The organism is Cellulomonas sp. P4_D11 (assembly GCF_056401915.1).
Genome location: NZ_JBFUIK010000052.1, coordinates 1 through 16,888, shown reverse-complemented (window position 1 = coordinate 16,888; position 16,888 = coordinate 1). Strand labels below are relative to the sequence as shown.

The 16,888-nt window shown below is 73.2% G+C and carries 12 protein-coding genes; 1 reads left to right on the top strand and 11 read right to left on the bottom strand.

Annotated features, from left to right (window positions below; all coding sequences use genetic code 11):
* The coding region (locus tag AC1DT4_RS19235; protein WP_477091362.1) for a hypothetical protein at positions 1-281 on the bottom strand (281 nt) is incomplete at its 3' end.
* Positions 282-495: 214 nt separating this feature from the next.
* On the opposite strand from AC1DT4_RS19235, the gene eccCa reads away from it, so the two are divergent.
* Positions 496-4,473 (top strand): type VII secretion protein EccCa, encoded by a 3,978-nt coding sequence (eccCa, locus tag AC1DT4_RS19230; RefSeq protein WP_477091361.1) that lies wholly within the window; start codon positions 496-498, stop codon positions 4,471-4,473.
* A gap of 6 nt (positions 4,474-4,479) precedes the next feature.
* On the opposite strand, the gene AC1DT4_RS19225 is transcribed toward eccCa, so the two are convergent.
* The 10 genes from AC1DT4_RS19225 to AC1DT4_RS19180 all read right to left on the bottom strand — a co-directional run.
* A complete protein-coding gene (locus tag AC1DT4_RS19225; protein WP_477091360.1) occupies positions 4,480-6,243 on the bottom strand; it encodes an RDD family protein in 1,764 nt (587 codons plus the stop codon).
* Between the two features lie 96 nt (positions 6,244-6,339).
* Positions 6,340-7,338, bottom strand: a complete 999-nt coding sequence (locus AC1DT4_RS19220) for a polyprenyl synthetase family protein (protein ID WP_477091364.1) — start codon at positions 7,336-7,338, stop codon at positions 6,340-6,342.
* 55 nt (positions 7,339-7,393) lie between these two features.
* A complete protein-coding gene (nuoN, locus tag AC1DT4_RS19215; RefSeq protein WP_477091359.1) occupies positions 7,394-9,079 on the bottom strand; it encodes an NADH-quinone oxidoreductase subunit NuoN in 1,686 nt (561 codons plus the stop codon).
* A complete protein-coding gene (locus AC1DT4_RS19210) occupies positions 9,076-10,611 on the bottom strand; it encodes an NADH-quinone oxidoreductase subunit M (RefSeq protein ID WP_477091358.1) in 1,536 nt (511 codons plus the stop codon). Before AC1DT4_RS19210 ends, nuoN begins: the two co-directional genes overlap by 4 nt.
* Positions 10,612-10,626: 15 nt before the next feature.
* Positions 10,627-12,612, bottom strand: a complete 1,986-nt coding sequence (gene nuoL / locus AC1DT4_RS19205) for an NADH-quinone oxidoreductase subunit L (protein ID WP_477091357.1) — start codon at positions 12,610-12,612, stop codon at positions 10,627-10,629.
* A gap of 10 nt (positions 12,613-12,622) precedes the next feature.
* Positions 12,623-12,922 (bottom strand): NADH-quinone oxidoreductase subunit NuoK, encoded by a 300-nt coding sequence (gene nuoK / locus AC1DT4_RS19200; RefSeq protein ID WP_477091356.1) that lies wholly within the window; start codon positions 12,920-12,922, stop codon positions 12,623-12,625.
* Positions 12,919-13,860, bottom strand: a complete 942-nt coding sequence (locus AC1DT4_RS19195) for an NADH-quinone oxidoreductase subunit J (RefSeq protein WP_477091355.1) — start codon at positions 13,858-13,860, stop codon at positions 12,919-12,921. The genes nuoK and AC1DT4_RS19195 overlap by 4 nt, the downstream gene beginning before the upstream one ends.
* 5 nt (positions 13,861-13,865) lie before the next feature.
* Positions 13,866-14,516, bottom strand: coding sequence for an NADH-quinone oxidoreductase subunit NuoI (gene nuoI, locus AC1DT4_RS19190; protein WP_477091363.1), 651 nt, complete (start codon positions 14,514-14,516; stop codon positions 13,866-13,868).
* A 196-nt stretch (positions 14,517-14,712) separates the two neighbouring features.
* Positions 14,713-16,059 carry an NADH-quinone oxidoreductase subunit NuoH gene (gene nuoH, locus AC1DT4_RS19185; RefSeq protein ID WP_477091354.1) on the bottom strand — a complete coding sequence of 449 codons (1,347 nt, stop codon included), beginning with the start codon at positions 16,057-16,059 and terminating at the stop codon, positions 14,713-14,715.
* Positions 16,056-16,888, bottom strand: an 833-nt coding sequence (locus AC1DT4_RS19180; RefSeq protein ID WP_477091353.1) for a molybdopterin-dependent oxidoreductase, incomplete at its 5' end; no start/stop codon positions are given. The genes AC1DT4_RS19180 and nuoH, both read right to left, overlap by 4 nt.

Here is a 16,888-nt window from a genome sequence, read left to right as displayed (position 1 = left end):
GCCCAGCGACCCGCGCGCGTCCGCGGGGCCGGCGCGGGGCGCACGACGTGGATCACGCCGCCGTCGGCCAGCTGTGCGCCCACGAGCCCGGACAGGTCGAGCTGGCGTCCCGTCGAGTCGAGCACGACGACGCCGGGGAGGTTCACGGGGACGAGCGCGGCCTGCAGCGCGTCCCGCACGACGACGTCTGCCCGCAGGGCTATGTCCCGGCGCTCGCCGCCCAGGTCCACCGCGAGCCGGACCTGCGCCGGGCGCAGCTGCTCGGCGGCCGGTGCTGTCACGACCACCTCCTGCGCGACGCGGGCTGCTGCGGGGCGCGCGGACGGCGCCGCGGACATGCTACGTGGCGCAGCCCGGGCGGGCATGACCGGTTCATGGGCCGTTCGGGGACACGACCACCGGGATGCCGGTTGCTCCGGGTACCGTGGCGGTCGGCATCGCTCGCCCACGCGGGCGGGCGCGCAGGTGGGGCAGAGGACGAGGAGCGAGCAGCGGATGTCGATCGTGGCGCAGCGGGGCAGCAGCGCACCAGCGGTGGCGCAGCAGGGTCCGCCCGCCGTGCCGACCGGTCAGATCGTGCTCCAGCCGCCGCCGGAGATCCAGCCGTCCGACGGCGTCAGCGGCGTCCTGGCCAACGTGATCCCCATGCTCGGCAGCGTCGGCTCGATCGTGTTCGTCGCCGTGTCGTCGCCGGGCCCCAAGGGCATGATCGCCGCCGGCATGTTCCTGGTCGCCTCCCTCGGGTTCGTCGGCGTCAACGGCTGGCGGCAGCGGTCGCAGCACCAGGCCGCCGTCGTCGGCGCCCGCCGCGAGTACCTGGCCTACCTCGCCGACCTGCGCCGCACAGTGCGCCAGGCCGCGCGTGCCCAGCACCGCAGCGCCGAGTGGAACGCGCCCGACCCGCGCGCGCTCGCGTCGGTGGCCGAGGAGCGCTCGCGCGTGTGGGAGCGGACGCCCGACCACGACGACTACCTGTTCGCGCGCGTGGGCGTCGGGAGCCAGCCGCTCTGCCTCGACCTCGAGCCGCCCCAGACGGCGCCCCTGGCCCAGCTCGATCCCGTCGCCGCGTCGGCCGCCCATCGCTTCCTGGTCACCCACCGCGTCCAGCAGGGCATCCCGCTGGCGGTGGACGTGCGGTCCGTCCCCCTGCTGCAGGTGGCGGGCACCGAGCAGAGCGCGCGCGGACTGGCCCGGGCGATCGTCTGCCAGCTGGCGACGTTCCACTCCCCCGACCAGCTGCAGATCGCCGTGCTGGCGGGCGACCGCGCGCTGCCGGCGTGGGACTGGGTCAAGTGGCTGCCGCACGCCCATTCGACGCGCGAGCGCGACGCGGTCGGCGCCGCCCGGATGATCGGCACCACGCTCGCCGAGATCGAGTCGCTGCTGCCCGAGGGGCTCCGCGACCGGCCCCGGTTCGGGCCGACGGCGTCCGAGACGCCGCTGCCGCACGTGCTGGTCGTCGTCGACGGCGGCCACGTCCCGGTCGGCAACGCGATCCTCACCAGCGACGGCGTGCTCGGCATCACGGTCCTCGAGCTGCCGGAGCGGTGGGACGAGCTCGACGACCCGTGGACGCTGCGGTTCCTCGTCGGGAACCCGCAGGCCGACGGCACGGCGCCGGTCGACGTGTTGCGCCTCGGCCTGGAGCCCACGCACCTCACCGGCGACCAGCTGTCGGTCGCGGAGGCCGAGGCGACCGCGCGCCGCCTGCTCCCGCTGCACCGGGACGCCGGCCCGTCGCGCGACGACGCCACCGCGTCATCCGAGCTGGTGGACCTGCTCGGGCTGGGCGACATCCGCGACCTCGACCTCGAGGCGGCCTGGCGGCCGCGCCTGCCGCGCGACCGGCTCCGGGTGCCCATCGGACTGACCCCGCAGGGCCAGCCGGTCTCGCTGGACATCAAGGAGTCGGCGCAGCAGGGCATGGGCCCGCACGGGCTCATCATCGGCGCCACCGGCTCCGGCAAGTCGGAGGTGCTCCGGACGCTCGTGCTGGCGCTCGCCCTCACGCACTCGTCCGAGGACCTCAACTTCGTCCTGGTCGACTTCAAGGGCGGCGCGACGTTCGCGGGCATGGCCGACCTGCCCCACGTCTCGGCGATCATCACCAACCTCGGCGAGGAGCTCACCCTCGTCGACCGCATGCAGGACGCCCTGCAGGGCGAGATGGTGCGCCGCCAGGAGCTGCTGCGCGCGGCCGGCAACTTCGCCAACGTCAGCGACTACGAGAAGGCCCGGCGGTCCGACCGCCCCGACCTCGCACCGCTGCCGGCGCTCCTGATCGTCGCCGACGAGTTCTCCGAGCTCCTGGCCGCCAAGCCGGAGTTCGTCGACCTCTTCGTGGCCATCGGGCGGCTCGGTCGCTCGCTGCAGATGCACCTGCTGCTCTCCTCGCAGCGCCTGGAGGAGGGCCGGCTGCGCGGGCTCGAGTCGCACTTGTCCTACCGGATAGGCCTGCGCACGTTCTCGGCGGCCGAGTCGCGGACGGTGCTCGGCGTGCCGGATGCCTACGAGCTGCCGCCCGTCCCCGGCGTCGGCTACCTCAAGCCCGACCCCACGACGATGGTCCAGTTCCGCGCGTCGTACGTCTCCGGACCGCCCAAGGGCCGCCGGCGCGCCGCCGCCGGTCCCGGCGTGGTCGCCGGGCGCGCGCGGCTCGAGTCGTTCACGGCCGCGCCCGTGCTGGGGACGGTCCGGGAGGAGCCCGAGGAGGTCGTCGCCGACGAGGTCGAGAAGCGCGCGACCTTCGACATCGCGGTCTCGCTGATGGCGGGCCGCGGCCCGGCCGCCCACCAGGTGTGGCTGCCGCCGCTCGTGGTCCCCAGCACCTACGACCACCTCATGCCCGACCTCGTCGTCGACCCTGCGCTCGGGCTCGTCTCGCCGGGCTGGCGGGCCGCCGGCGGCCTGACCATCCCGCTCGGGATCACCGACCGACCGCTCGAGCAGCGCCGCGAGAACCTCACCATCTCGCTGGCCGGGGCCGCGGGGCACCTGGCCGTCGTCGGCGGCCCGCGCTCCGGCAAGAGCACGGTGCTGCGCTCGGTGGTCACGGGTCTGGCGCTCACGCAGACGCCGCTCGAGGTGCAGTTCTACGTCCTCGACTTCGGCGGCGGCACGTTCAGCCCGCTCGCCCGGCTGCCCCACGTCGCCGGCGTCGCGACCCGCAGCGAGCCCGACGTGGTCCGTCGGGTCGTCGCCGAGGTCGAGAGCATCGTCGACGCCCGCGAGCGGTACTTCCGCGCGCAGCAGATCGACTCCATCGAGACCTACCGCGTCCGCCGGCTCGAGGGCCGCGCGGACGACGGGTACGGCGACATCTTCCTCGTCGTGGACGGCTGGAGCACGGTCCGCGCCGAGTTCGACGAGCTCGAGGCGCGGCTCCAGGCGCTCGCCGGCCGCGGCCTCACGTTCGGCGTCCACCTTCTGGCCAGCGCCGCGCGCTGGATGGACTTCCGCACGCAGGTCAAGGACCTGTTCGGCACCCGCATCGAGCTCCGGCTGGGCGACCCGTCCGACTCCGAGCTCGACCGCAAGGTCGCCGTCAACGTGCCCAAGGACCGGCCGGGTCGCGGCCTCGTGGTCTCGAAGCACCACGTGCTCACGGCCCTCCCGCGGATCGACGGCGACGACTCCCCCGCCACGCTGGGCGCCGGCATCGAGCACCTCGTCCGGACGGTGTCGCAGTCCTGGCGCGGCGCCCCCGGGCCCAAGCTGCGCCTGCTGCCCGAGCAGGTCACCCTCGACCAGGTGCGCGCGGCGTCCCCCGCCGACACGCGCGAGCTCCTGCTCGGCGTCGACGAGGCCGCGCTGGCCCCGGTCGGCATCGACATCCGCGAGGAGAACCACCTCTACGCGTTCGGCGACGGCGGCTCGGGCAAGTCCGGCCTGCTGCGCAGCATCGCCGCGGAGGTCCGGCGCACCCACACGCCGGCGCAGGCCCAGATCTTCGCGGTGGACTTCCGCCGCTCGCTGCTGGGCGAGATCCCGGACGAGTACCTGGCCGGCTACCTGACCACGCAGGACCAGGCGACCACCGAGCTCTCGGACCTGGCCGCCTACCTGCGCACCCGCCTGCCCGGCCCGGACGTCACCCCCGACCAGCTCCGGTCACGGTCCTGGTGGACCGGCGCCGAGGTGTTCGTGCTCGTCGACGACTACGACCTCGTGCAGACCACCACCGGCAACCCGGTCGCGGCGCTCGTGCCGCTGCTCGCCCAGGCCGGCGACGTCGGGCTGCACCTCATCCTGACCCGGCGCACCGGTGGCGCCGCGCGCGCGATGTACGAACCCGTCCTGCAGGCCCTGCGCGACCTCGCCGTGCCCGGCCTGGTCCTGTCCGGGAGTCCCGACGAGGGCGCCCTCATCGGTGGCGCCAAGCCCGTGCCGTCGGTCCCGGGCCGCGGTCAGCTGGTCACGCGCGACGAGGGCCGGCGGGTCGTGCAGCTGGCCTGGAGCCCGGCGACGGTCTAGCGGGCGTCAGCGCCGTTCGACGAGCGCGCTGCGCTGGCCGAAGCGAATGGTCCAGCCGGCCGCGACGGTCGCCCGCGTCCCCGCCGGGAGCGCGGTGCTCCGGCCGTCGGGGGCGACGAGCACCGTGCCGTTGGTCGACCCGCGGTCGACGACCCACAGGCGGTCGCCGGCGCCGTCGAGCCCGAAGGCCAGGTGCGTCTTGGAGATCGAGCGCGCGGGGTCGTCGACGGGCACGAGGTGCCCGACGCCCTCCTCCGCGGCGGGGCTCCGGCCGACCAGCCCGTCGCCGGTGACATCGACGCGCTCGCCGGTGTCGAACGAGAGCCGCAGGGCCACCGGGGCGACCACCCGCGGCTCCGCCGCGCTCGGCCGCAGGCGCGTGTGCTCGAGCTCGCCCAGGTCCGACGTGGCCTGGGTGATCCGCGGGGTCGGCGACGAGTCCGGACGGGTGTGCGGGACGTCGATGACGGGCTGCGCGCGGGCGGGCGGCGGCGGTGTGCTCGGCGACGTCCCGGGCATGCCGGTGATGACCTCGCCCGCGGCCGCCGTCTCGGCGAGGCGGGCGGCGCGGCGGGTCGTCGCGGGCGGGTCGGGAACGCGGCGGACGGGCACGAGCGGGACGAGGAACTCGTCGCCGGCAGCCTCGGGGGTCGCGGGCGCGCCCGGCAGGTCGGAGGCCGCCGGTGGGGCCGGGCGGGAGGGAACGCCCGGCGCGCCCGTCACGAGCGACGGGCCGGGCGGCGGCTCCACGGCCGCGGCGGTCGGACCGCTGGGTGGCTCAGGTGCGACATCGCTCGCGGCGCCCGCGCCCGGAGCCGCGGGGACGAAGCCCGGAGCCTCGAGCGGCGCGTCCCCCATGGTGCGGGCCACGGCCGTGTTCCACGCGGTGCTCGCAGCGACCCCGGACGCCCGCTCGACGCTCCGGGCGCGGAGCACCAGCGTGCCGGCAGCCTTGTCGTGCCAGCCGCGCTGCGCCGGCGACGAGTCCCAGGTCCCGGACACCACGACGACCCACTCGCCGACCAGGAGCACGAGGAAGCCGGCGGCGACCACCAGCTGACGCACGAGGATCGCGAGCAGCCCGGCGGGACGGCCGGTGCGGTACGAGACGGTCCGGATGCCGGTGGTCGCGTTGCCGACGGTCGCCCCGGTCCGGGCCTCGGCGACCCACTGCCCGATCGCGACCAGCAGGCCGAGCAGCGCCGGCAGGAGCAGGGCGATTCGCGTCGCCCCCGGGTCCGACACCTGCGCCGGGAGGTTCCCCGTCGCGGCGACGACGACGTAGCCGATGCCGACGGCGACCAGCAGGACGAGCCCGTCGATCGCGTAGGCCAGCGCTCGGCTGCCGATGGGCGCCACGGCCCCCGGGGCGACCGGGTAGGCGCCGGTCGGCGGAGCCGCCGTGCGGCGCGACGGCGGCGGAGGCGTGCTCGGCGTCGGACCGGGCGGCGGCGGCGGTGCGAGGCCGGTCGGCGGAGCGGCACGCCGTGACGACCGAGCCGGGTCGGCGGCGGCCGGCGCAGCAGGCACCGGCGGAAGAGCGGGGAGCGTCGCGGCGGCCGGCGACGGCGACGCCGAGGGGCCCGCGGACACGGGCGGGACGACCGGCGCGGGCGCGGTGGACGACATCGGGACGCTGTACGGCGAGGGCACGAACGGCTCCGGGGAGCCGGCGACGACGCGGGCGCCGCAGTCGGCGCAGAACACCGCGCCCGGCTCGAGCGGCGCGCCGCAGGTGCGGCAGGTCGACCCGTGCGGTGCTGCGCTCACTGCTCACCTCCCGGACGCGGTCCTCGTGCGGGCCCCCCACGACCCCGACATGGTGCCACGCCCGGATCACGCCGCGGAGGGGCGTTCACCCGATCGTCAGGCGGCGCGGTCCACCAGGGCGTCCGCGAACGACACGAGCGCGTCCTTGACCGGCCCGGCGGGCAGCGGGTCGAGCTCGCGCACCGCCGCCTGGGCCAGCTCGATCGCGAGCCGACGGGTCTCGTCGACCACGGGGTGCCCGCGCAGGGCGGCGACCGCGGTCGCCAGGTCCGCGTCGCCGGAGAGGTCGCCGTCGAGCAGGGCCACGATGCGGCCGTCCTCGTCGGTGGCGTCGGGGCCGGCCGCGCGGGCGCGGAGCAGCAGGGCGGGCATTGTCGGGACGCGCTCGCGCAGGTCGGTGCCGGGCGTCTTGCCGGTCACGTCGCCGTCCGACGTGAGGTCGATGACGTCGTCGGCCAGCTGGAACGCCACGCCGATCTTCTCCCCGAAGGCCGTGACGGTCGCGACGACGCCCGGGGCGCACCCCGCGAACATCGCCCCGAACCGGGCGGAGGTCGCGATGAGCGACGCGGTCTTGTCGGCGAGCACCTGCAGGTAGTGGGCGACGCGGTCGTCCTCGGGCCGCGGGCCGACCGTCTCGTGCAGCTGCCCCAGGCAGAGCCGCTCGAACGTGGCCGCCTGGATGCGGACGGCGTCGGGACCCAGGCCCGCCACCGTGGCGGACGCGCGGGCGAAGAGGAGGTCTCCCGTGAGGATGGCGACCGAGTTGCCCCAGACCTCGTGCGCGGCGGGTGCACCCCGGCGCAGCGGCGCCGAGTCCATGACGTCGTCGTGGTACAGCGTCGCCAGGTGCGTCAGCTCGACGACGACGGCGGCGTCGACCACCTCGCGCCGGGACCCGTCGCCCAGCTCGGCCGCCAGCAGGGTGAGCAGCGGCCGCAGGCGCTTGCCGCCGGCGTTGACCAGGTGGCGCGACGCGTCGTCGGCCAGCGGGTCCACGTTGGTCACGGCGTCCCGCAGTCGTTCCTCGACCAGCGCCAGGCGCACGGCCAACCGGTCGGCCAGAGCTGCATCGGCCAGCGGGAAGGCCGTCATCGAAGTCACGGCATGAACCTATCCCGGCGCGACGACCCCGCCGGACAGGCGGGCGTCACGGCAGGAACGTCGCGACGTTCGAGATGAGGTCGAGCACCCCGGACGGGGCGACGCCGAGGCCGATCGTGACCAGGGCGCAGACCGCGATGGCGACGACCGCGAAGCCCTCGGTGCCGACGACGGTGGTCGCGACCGTCGAGCGGGTGTCCACGACCGGCGCCGCCTCGACCACGACGGCGGCGTCGCCGACCAGCGCGAAGCCCTCGGCGGTCGGTGCGAGCGCGGCCACGTCCGTCGACTCGTCGTCGGCGCCCGCGGGCTGCGTGAAGAACATCAGGACGATGATCCGCACGTAGAAGAACACCGCGACGGAGGACGCCAGCACGCCGATCAGGGCGAGCGGCCAGGCCCCGCCCTCGACGGCCGCCGAGAACACGGAGAACTTCCCGGCGAAGCCGGCCGTCAGCGGGATCCCGGCGAACGAGAGCAGGAAGAGCGCGAACGTGAGCGCGAGGACCGGGTGGGTGCGACCAAGGCCGGCCCACTGCGAGAGGTGCGTGGCCTCGCCGAGGATCGGGCCGTCCTCGCCGCTGCGCTCGCGCACCAGCCAGACGACGCCGAACGCGCCGACGGTCGCCGCCCCGTAGACAAGGAGGTAGAAGAGCACCGCCACGATCCCGGCCTGGTTGAGCGCGATGATGCCGGTGAGGATGAACCCGGCGTGCGCGATCGAGGAGTACCCGAGGACGCGCTTCATGTCGGTCTGCACGAGGGCGGCGACGGTGCCGACGACCATCGTGAGGATGGCGACCGTCCAGAGCACCACGCCGAGGTCCCACTGCAGGCCCGGCAGCACGGTGTAGACGATCCGCAGCAGCGCGCCGAACGCGGCGACCTTGGTGCACGCGGCCATGAACCCCGTGATGGGCGTCGGGGCGCCCTGGTAGACGTCCGGCGTCCACGTGTGGAACGGCACGGCGCCGACCTTGAACAGCAGGCCGGACAGGATGAGGACCGAGCCGACCAGGAGCAGGCTGTCGAGGCCGCTCGGGGTCTGGGTCGCCGTCGCGATCTCGGAGTACCGCAGCGAGCCGGAGTAGCCGTAGACCAGCGCGATGCCGAACAGGAGCAGCGCGGAGGAGAACGCGCCGAGCAGGAAGTACTTCATCGACGCCTCCTGCGAGAGCAGGCGCCGGCGGCGGGCCATGCCGGTGAGCAGGTAGAGCGGCAGCGACAGGACCTCGAGCGCGACGAACAGCGTGAGCAGGTCGCCGGCCGCGGGGAAGATCAGCATGCCGCCGGTGGCGAAGAGCACCAGCGGGTAGATCTCCGTCTGCTGCACGCCCTTGCGGCGCGCGAGCTCCTCGTAGTCCGACCCCGGGACCGCGGCGGCGTTGGGCGCGAAGGCGTCCTCCCCCGTCTCGGTGCGGTCGGCGATGATCAGCAGCGCGATCAGCGCGAGCAGCGCGATGGTGGCCTGCAGGACGAGCGTCGGGCCGTCGACCAGCAGCGAGCCGCCGAGCACGACGGTCCCGCCGGTCTCCTCGACGCCGCTCCACAGCGCGGCGACCGCGATGATCGCCCCGAACAGCGCCACGAGCGCGAGGGCCAGCTGCACGGTGCGGCGCACGCGGGCCGGCACGAAGGCCTCGACGAGCACGCCGACCACCGCGGCGAGGAGCACGATGAGGACCGGGCTCAGTGCCGCCCAGTCGACCGTGGGTGCGGTGAACTCGGTCACGGGTTGCTCCCCTCACTTGCAGTGGCAGCGGTCGGCACGTCCTGCACCCCGACCTGGTCGAGCGTCACGGCGGCCGGCGGTCGGACCAGGTCCAGGGCCGGGCCGGGCACGAAGCCGAACACCACCATCAGGCCGAGCAGCGGCGCGACGACCCACTTCTCGCGGGCCACCGCGTCGGGCATGCCCGCCAGCTCGGGGCGGACCGGGCCGGTGAACATCCGCTGGTAGGTCCAGAGCACGTAGATCGCGGCGAGAACCACGCCCAGGCTGGCGACGATCGCGGCGGCGGGGTGCCGCGCGAAGGTGCCGACGATGACGAGGAACTCGCTGACGAACGTCGACAGGCCGGGCAGCGCCAGGGCCGACAGGCCCGCGACCAGGAACGTCCCGGCGATGACGGGCACGACCTTCTGCAGCCCGCCGAAGTCGGCGATCTGCTGCGACCCGCGCCGGGCCACGAGGAACCCGGCGATGAGGAACAGCGCGGCGGTCGAGAGCCCGTGGTTGACCATGTAGAACGACGAGCCGGCGATCGACGTGCTGGTGAACGCGAAGATGCCGAGCACGATGAACCCGAAGTGCGACACCGACGTGTACGCGATGAGCCGCATGAGGTCCTTCTGCCCGATGGCGAGCAGCGCCCCGTAGAGGATCGAGACCACGGCCAGCACGATGATCACCGGCGCGGCCCACCGGGACGCGGCGGGGAACAGGGGCAGGCAGAGGGTGAGCATGCCGAACGTGCCGACCTTGTCCAGCACGCCGACCAGGAGCGTCGAGGTCCCGGCGGGGGCCTGCTGCGCGGCGTCGGGCAGCCAGGTGTGGACCGGGAACATGGGCGCCTTGATGGCGAACGCCAGGAAGAACGCGCAGAACATGAGCTTCTCGGTGGTCGAGGAGAGCGTCAGGCCGGTCAGGTTGTCCGTGAGGAAGCCCTGCGGCCCGCCCGGCCCCTGCAGGTACAGCGCGATGACCGCGACCAGCATGATGAGCCCGCCGGTCAGCGAGTAGAGCAGGAACTTCACGGCCGCGTACCGGCGCTGGGCCCCGCCGAACATGCCGATCATGAAGTAGACCGGGATGAGCATGGCCTCGAACAGGACGTAGAAGAAGAACACGTCGCGCGCGGAGAACACGGCGACGATGAACGCCTCGAGCAGGAGCACGAGGGCGAGGTACCGGCGCAGGTTCTCGGTGGCGACGGTGAGGCTGCCCTGCTCGCGCCAGGCGGCGAGCACGACGAGCGGCACGATCAGCACCGACATGAGCACGAGCGAGAGGCCCACGCCGTCGACGCCGACCGCGTAGGACACCCCGAACGCGGGGATCCAGCCGTGCACCTCGGTGAGCTGGACGGTGCCGGCGTCGGCCACGTCGAACGCGGTGAGCGCCGCGACGCCGAGCACGAGCTCGAGGAGCGCGACGCCGAGCGCGACGGCCCGGGTGCGGCTGGCGGGGAGCACCCACAGCGCGACCGCGCCCAGGAGGGGCACGACGATGAGGGCGGTCAGCCAGGGGAAGGAGGACGACATCGGTGGGTGCACTCCTCAGTTCTGGATGACCAGGACGACGACGACGAGAACGACGAGCCCGATGAGCATCGACGCTGCGTACGACCGGACGTAGCCGGTCTGCAGGCGCCGCGCGAACGAGCCCGCCGCGACCGTGGCCAGGCCCACGCCGGTGACCGTGCCGTCGATGACGGTCCGGTCGGCGTAGACCAACGAACGGGTGAGAGCCTGCCCCGGCTCCACCAGGAGGACGTCGTTGACCGAGTCCTGGTAGAGGTCGACGCGGGCGGCCCGGGTGAGCGACGTGCCCACCGGCGGGATGACGGGGACCTGCGAGATCGCGTACCGGCGCCACGCGAGGACCACGCCGACGATGACGAGGCCGAGCGTGAGGACGGTCAGCACCCAGACCGGCAGCACCGGTTCGTGGTGCTCGGGCTCCCCCAGCACGGGCGCGAGCCAGTCGACGAACCGGTCGCCCGCGTTGAGGAAGAAGCCGAGGCCGATCGAGCCGACGGCGAGCACGATCATCGGGCCGGTCATGAGCTTCGGGGACTCGTGCGGGTGCTGCGCGCTGCCGTCGCGCTTGGTGGACCAGCGGCGCTCGCCCTCGAACGTCATGAAGAACAGGCGCGACATGTAGAACGCGGTGATCCCGGCCGCCAGCATGGTGATGCCGCCGAACACCCAGGCCCGCCACGGCGACCCGTCGACCGGCACGAACGCCGCCTCGATGATCTTGTCCTTGGAGAAGAACCCGGAGAACGGCGGGATGCCGATGATGGCCAGCCAGCCGGCCATGAAGGTCAGCCACGTGATCGTCATGTACCGGGCCAGGCCACCGAACCGGCGCATGTTCACCTGGTCGTCCATGCCGTGCATGACCGACCCGGCGCCGAGGAACATGCCGGCCTTGAAGAAGCCGTGCGTGAGCAGGTGGAAGATCGCGAACGCGTACCCGACCGGACCGAGCCCGGCGGCCAGGATCATGTAGCCGATCTGGGACATGGTCGAGGCCGCGAGGGCCTTCTTGATGTCGTCCTTGGCGCAGCCGACGATCGCCCCGAACAGCAGCGTGATCGCGCCGACGATGACCACGACCAGCTGGGCCGTGGGTGCCGCGTCGAACAGCGGCGCCGAGCGCACGATGAGGTAGACGCCGGCGGTGACCATGGTCGCGGCGTGGATCAGCGCGGAGACCGGCGTCGGGCCCGCCATGGCGTCGCCGAGCCAGGACTGCAGCGGGAACTGCGCCGACTTGCCGCACGCGGCCAGCAGCAGCATGAGCCCGATCGCGGTGAGCGCCCCCTGGCTCACGTCGCCGTCGACGCCGCTGAGCACGGTGCCGAAGTCGACCGCGCCGAACGTCGAGAACATGATCCCGAGCGCGATGATCAGGCCGAGGTCGCCGATGCGGTTGGCCACGAAGGCCTTCTTGGCGGCGACCGCGTACTCGGTGTTGTAGTTCCAGAACCCGATGAGCAGGTACGACGCCAGGCCGACGCCCTCCCAGCCGACGAACAGCAGCAGGTAGCTGTCGGCCAGCACGAGGATGAGCATGGCCGCGACGAACAGGTTCAGGTACGCGAAGAACCGCCGCCGGTCGACGTCGTGGTCCATGTACGCGACGGCATAGATGTGGATGAGCGTGCCGACGAACGTCACGAGCAGCACGAACGTCATCGAGAGCGGGTCGAGCCGCATGCCGGCGTCCAGGTGGAACGCTCCGGCGTCGATCCACGTGCCCAGGTGGACGTCGATGACGCGCGAGTCCTCCGGGCGCTGGAGCATCGTGACGAACACGATCGCGGCGACGACGAACGCGGCGGTCGAGGCGAGCACGCCGAGCCAGTGGCCCCAGCGGTCGGACCGGCGACCGGACAGGAGCAGCACCGCGGCGCTGAGCAGCGGCAGGCCGACGAGCAGCGGGGCGACGAGCAGGACGCCGGCGCGCACGGTCTCGCTCGAGGGCGCGATCGTGTCTGCGGGCAGGCTCGCCACCAACGTGGTCAGGGTGTGCACGTCCCGCCCCTCAGCTCTTCAACAGGTTGATGTCGTCGACCGAGGCCGAGCGTCGGGTGCGGAAGATCGCCACGATGATCGCCAGCCCGACGACCACCTCCGCGGCCGCGACGACCATGACGAAGAACGCCATGACCTGCCCCGTGAGGTCGCCGTGGATGCGGGCGAACGTGACGAGCATGAGGTTCGACGCGTTGAGCATGAGCTCGACGCCCATGAACACGATGATCGCGTTGCGCCGCAGCAGGACCGTGGTGGCGCCGATGGAGAAGAGCAGCGCCGAGAGGACCAGGTAGTGGGTGAGGCTCACTTGCCGTCCTCCTGTCCGATGGCGCCCGCGGGGCCGGTGGACGGTCCGTCCTGACCGGTGTCGCTGACCGCCGCACCCAGCTCGGGGGCGTTCACGGCGTGGCCGCCGATGTCCGCCTCAGGAGGCGGCGTCCCCCCGCCGCGGACGACCGAGGCGCCGGCGAGCACGCGCTCGGTGCGGGCCGCGAACTCCTCGGCGTCGGCCTCCTGCCCGCGGATGCGCAGCACGCGCGGCACGGAGATCTCGAGCGGCCGACCGTCGGGGCCCAGGGCCGGGACGTCCATCGCGTTGTGCCGGGCGTACACACCCGGCGCGGGCAGCGGCGTGAGGATCGCACCCGCCGCGACGCGGGCGTCGGCACGCTCCTTCTGGCCGACGCGCGGGGTGAGGCGCTGGCGGTGCGTGAGGACCAGCGCGCCCAGCGCGGCGGTGACCAGCAGGGCGCCGACCACCTCGAACGCGAACACGTACTGGCCGAAGATGATGTGCGCGACGCCGGTCGGGTTGTTCGACGACGCCTCGCCCGCCAGCCCGAACACCTTGCCGTAGGTCGCGCGGCCGACGACGCCGACGAGGACCACGGCGAGGCCGACGCCCGCCAGCAGGCCGATCCAGCGCTGCCCGCGGATGGTCTCCACCAGGGAGTCGGACGAGTCGACGCCCACGAGCATGAGCACGAACAGGAAGAGCATCATCACGGCGCCGGTGTAGACGACCACCTGGACGACCCCGAGGAACACCGCGTCCTGCGCGACGTAGAGGAACGCCAGCGAGATCATCACGACGATCACGGCGAGCGCGGCGTGCACAGCCTTCTTGGCGAACAGCAGGCTGAGCGCGGCCAGCACCATGATCGGACCGAGGGTCCAGAACAGCACCGCCTCGGCGGTCGTCGTCTCCCCCGACTCGAGGAGAGTCGACGCGAGCGCTGTGCTCATCGGGCTCATCGGGTGCCCTGCTTCGTCGCGCCGGCCACCGTCGCGGCCATGACCGCGGCCGTGGGACCGGGCACGTTGGCCGCGTCCACGCCCGCGCCGCCGGGCAGCGTCGGGTCGTCGGGACGGTGCCCCTTGACCCATGCGGCCTGCGCCGACGTGGAGCCGGTGATCTCGCCGCGGTAGTAGTCGGTGTCCGTGGTGCCCTCGACCATCGGGTGCGGCGCCTGCAGCATCCCGCTGCGCAGCGGAGCCAGGAGGTCCTGCTTCTCCCAGATCATCCCGGCGCGCGTGGGACCGGCCAGCTCGTACTCGTTGGTCATGGTCAGCGCACGGGTCGGGCACGCCTCGATGCACAGCCCGCAGAAGATGCAGCGCAGGTAGTTGATCTGGTAGACGCTGCCGTACCGCTCGCCGGGCGAGCGCTGGTTGTCGGGGGTGTTGTCCGCACCCTCGACGTAGATCGCGTCCGCGGGGCACGCCCAGGCGCACAGCTCGCAGCCGATGCACTTCTCGAGGCCGTCGGCGTACCGGTTGAGCTGGTGGCGGCCGTGGTAGCGGGGCTTGGCCGGCACCTTCTCCGACGGGTACTGCTCCGTCACGGTCGGCCGGAACATGTTCGAGAGCGTGACGCCGAACCCGCCCACCGGCGCGAACATCTCCGAGAGGGCACCGCGCGGCTCGATGAGGGACTGGTAGCCCTCGGGCTCGACCGCGGCCACCTCCCCCGCAGGCTTGCGCGGGGCGACGGCCTTGCCCTTCGCGGGCGGGGCGGCCCGACGACCGGCAGCGGGCTTGCCCGTGGCGGGCTTGCGGGCGGGGACGCCCTTGCCCGACGGGTCGGGCTTGCGCGGGTCAGCCACCGTGCACCTCCTGGGTGACCTGGGGGGTCGTCGTCTTCTCGGCCTCGGCGGCGGCGGCCGCCGCTCGCTGCTTGCGCGGCGACGGTGGCAGCACCTGGCCGGGCAGCGGCGGCACGGGGTAGCCACCGGCGTAGGGGTCGTACACCTGCGGACCGGGCGGTCGCCTCGGTGCGGGGGGCTCCTTCTTCTCCGGGATGAGGAAGGTGATGATCAGGCCCAGCACCACGACGCCCGCGATCCCGAACAGCAGCGGCCGCAGCTCGAGGCCGGAGAACTGCCGGACGCCCTGCACCACGCCGACCGCGACCACCCACGCGAGCGCGAACGGGATGAGCACCTTCCAGCCGATCTTCATGAACTGGTCGTACCGGAAGCGCAGGACCGACCCGCGGATCCAGACGAACACGAACATGAAGAACCAGAGCTTGGCCAGGAACCAGAGCACGGGCCACCAGCCCGTGTTGAACATGCCGTCGTTGATGGCCGAGATGGGCCACGGGGCGCGCCAGCCGCCGAGGAACAGCGTGGTGGCGACGGCCGAGACGTTGAGCATGTTGATGTACTCGGCGAGGAAGAACCAGGCGAACTTCATCGACGAGTATTCGGTCATGTACCCGGACACCAGCTCGCCCTCGGCCTCCGGGAGGTCGAACGGCAGGCGGTTGGTCTCGCCGACCATCGAGATCAGGTAGATGAGGAACGCCGGGATCAGCGGGATGAACCACCAGATCGCCGTCTGCGACGTGACGATCTGGGACGTCGACATCGACCCGGCCACGATGAACACGCTCACCAGCGACAGGCCCATCGCGAGCTCGTAGCTGATGACCTGCGCGGTCGAGCGGACGGAGCCGAGCAGCGGGTACGTGGAGCCCGACGACCAGCCGCCGAGCACGATGCCGTACACGCCGACGGACGCGCACGCGAGGATGTAGAGCACGGCCACCGGGAAGTCGGTGAGCTGCAGCGGCGTGATCACCCCGAAGAGGTCCACCGACGGCCCGAACGGGATGACGGCGAACACGAGCAGCGAGCAGAACACCGCGATCATCGGCGCGACGATGTAGACCAGCTTGTCGGCCGCCTTGACCGTCATGTCCTCCTTGACCAGGAGCTTCATGGCGTCGGCGAGCGACTGCAGCAGCCCGAAGGGGCCGTGCACGTTCGGGCCCGGCCGCACCTGCATGCGCGCGACGACCTTGCGCTCGAACCAGATCGCGATGAGCACGCTGGTCAGCAGGAACACGACGATGGCGACGGCCTTGATCAGCCAGATCCACCACGTGTCGTTGCTGAAGTCCGCCGTGACCGGGGCGACGGCATCGGTGATGAGCCTCATGCGCGCGCCTCCTCGGTCTGCAGGTGCCGTCCGACGGGTGCCAGCCGGACGACGTCGCCGGCGTCCGCGTGCAGGGCGTCGCGGATGCCGAGCCCCGCGGCGTTCGTCGGCACCCAGACCACGTGGTCGGGCATGTCGGTCAGGACCGCGGGCAGCACGATCGTGCCCGCGTCGGTCGACACACCGAGGCTCCCGCCGTCCGACACGCCGACCGCGTCGGCCGTCGCAGCCGAGATGCGGGCGACCGCACGCTTCGCGGTGCCCGCGAGGAACGGCTCCCCCGACTGCAGCCGGCCGCCGTCGAGCAGCTGGTGCCAGGTGGCCAGCACGGCCGTGCCGGGCACGACGGCGGGCGGCTCGGTCGCGGTCACGTCGGGCGCGCCGACCCGGGCGCCGTCCCAGCCGCCCAGCTGGTCCAGCTCGGCGTRCACCGCGGCGAGCGACTGCAGCCCGAGCTCGACGCCCAGGGCGTCGGCGAGCCGGTCGAGGACCCGGTGGTCCGCCATCGAGTGCGAGGCCAGCGCCTGCGGGAACGGGCGCGGACGCCCCTCCCACGTGACGAAGGTGCCGGACTTCTCGGTCGGCGGCGCCACCGGGAGCACCACGTCGGCGCGCTCGGTCACCTCGGAGTGCCGGACCTCGAGCGAGACGAGGAACGTCACGCGGTCCAGGGCCTCGCGGGCGATCGCGGGATCGGGCAGGTCGGCCGGCTCCAGACCGCCGACGACGAGGCCGCCGAGGCGGCCCGCACGCGCGGCGGCGAGGATCTCGGCGGTCGAGCGGCCGGCCTGYGACGGCAGGTGCTCGACGCCCCAGGCCGCGGCGAGGT

Coding starts and splice junctions, on each gene's coding strand:
- eccCa (WP_477091361.1), top strand. CDS start 496: ATGTCGATCGTGGCGCAGCGGGGCAGCAGCGCACCAGCGGTGGCGCAG.
- AC1DT4_RS19220 (WP_477091364.1), bottom strand. CDS start 7,338: ATGACGGCCTTCCCGCTGGCCGATGCAGCTCTGGCCGACCGGTTGGCC.
- AC1DT4_RS19210 (WP_477091358.1), bottom strand. CDS start 10,611: ATGTCGTCCTCCTTCCCCTGGCTGACCGCCCTCATCGTCGTGCCCCTC.
- AC1DT4_RS19195 (WP_477091355.1), bottom strand. CDS start 13,860: ATGAGCACAGCGCTCGCGTCGACTCTCCTCGAGTCGGGGGAGACGACG.
- nuoI (WP_477091363.1), bottom strand. CDS start 14,516: ATGTTCGCGCCGGTGGGCGGGTTCGGCGTCACGCTCTCGAACATGTTC.
- nuoH (WP_477091354.1), bottom strand. CDS start 16,059: ATGAGGCTCATCACCGATGCCGTCGCCCCGGTCACGGCGGACTTCAGC.